Origin of the sequence: Pseudomonas sp. K5002 (genome assembly GCF_013386655.1) — a bacterium.
In the GTDB taxonomy this organism is placed as follows: Bacteria; Pseudomonadota; Gammaproteobacteria; order Pseudomonadales; family Pseudomonadaceae; genus Aquipseudomonas.
Genome location: NZ_JACARK010001327.1, coordinates 1 through 1,126 on the forward strand (window position 1 = coordinate 1; position 1,126 = coordinate 1,126).

General features: G+C 61.2%; 2 protein-coding genes. One reads left to right on the forward strand and one right to left on the reverse strand.

The window, feature by feature from the left end:
- A partial coding sequence (locus HX846_RS36080) for an MFS transporter (protein ID WP_178967331.1) occupies positions 1-552 on the reverse strand: 552 nt, incomplete at its 3' end.
- Between the two features lie 161 nt (positions 553-713).
- On the opposite strand from HX846_RS36080, the gene HX846_RS36085 reads away from it, so the two are divergent.
- A partial coding sequence (locus HX846_RS36085; RefSeq protein WP_306173204.1) for a sugar diacid recognition domain-containing protein occupies positions 714-1,126 on the forward strand: 413 nt, incomplete at its 3' end.

Genomic DNA, 1,126 nt, shown 5'->3' on the forward strand with positions numbered 1-1,126 from the left:
CGCAAGCCCGCCCGGGCCGGCGGCGAAGTGGTTGAGGATCCAGCCGGAGAACGGGCTGCCGAGCAGGCCGGATACCGGAATCGCCGACATGAACAGCGCCATGATCCGCCCACGGCGGAAGGTCGGGAACCACTGCGAGAGGTACAGCACCACGCCCGGGAAGAACCCGGCTTCAGCGGCGCCGGTCAGCAGGCGCAAGCCGTAGAAGTGCGTCGGTGTGGTAACGAACAACAGGCAGGTGGACAGGGCGCCCCAGACGATCATCATCAGCGCAATCCAGCGCCGTGGACCGAATTTGGTCAACGCCAGGTTGCTCGGCACGCCGCACAGCACGTAGCCGATAAAGAAGATCCCGGCACCGAGGCCGTACACGGTCTCGCTGAATTTCAGGTCGTCGAGCATCTGCAACTTGGCAAAGCCGACGTTGACGCGGTCGAGGTAGTTGAACAGGTAGCAGATGAAAATGAAGGGGATCAGGCGCAGGGTGATGCGCTTGTATACGGCGTTTTTATCGTCATCGGTGGCCTGGGTAACAGCGGCGCTCTGTGACATGGCAGTCTCTCTTTATTATGATTTTTCGCGATGCGAGGGTAACGTTGATCGCCCAACGAGTCTCGGCCACCTCAAGGGGTGCTGTCTTTGTGCTCGCGCACAGTGAAGCATGGTTTGCGCTGTGCCTATGAACAACCGGTTTTTTTCAGGAATTTAGCCCCATGTTCGAGCTGGATCATGACCTGGCGCAGGATATCGTCAATCGCACCATGGCGATCCTGCCCTATAACGTCAACGTCATGGACAGCCAGGGCCTGATACTGGGCAGTGGCGAACCCGAGCGGATCAACACCCGCCACGAAGGCGCGCAGTTGGTGCTGGCCAACGGGCGGGTGGTGGAGATCGACGGCCAGACCGCCAAGCACCTCAAGGGCGTGCAACCCGGGATCAACCTGCCGCTGCTGCACGACCAGCGCCTGATCGGCGTGCTGGGCATTACCGGTGAGCCGGAATTGCTGCGCACCTATGCCGAACTGGTGCGCATGACCGCCGAAATGCTGGTCAGCCAGCGTCACCAGCAAGCCGAGCAGCAATGGCGGCGCCAGCGCTGCGATGATCTGCTGGCACTGCTGCT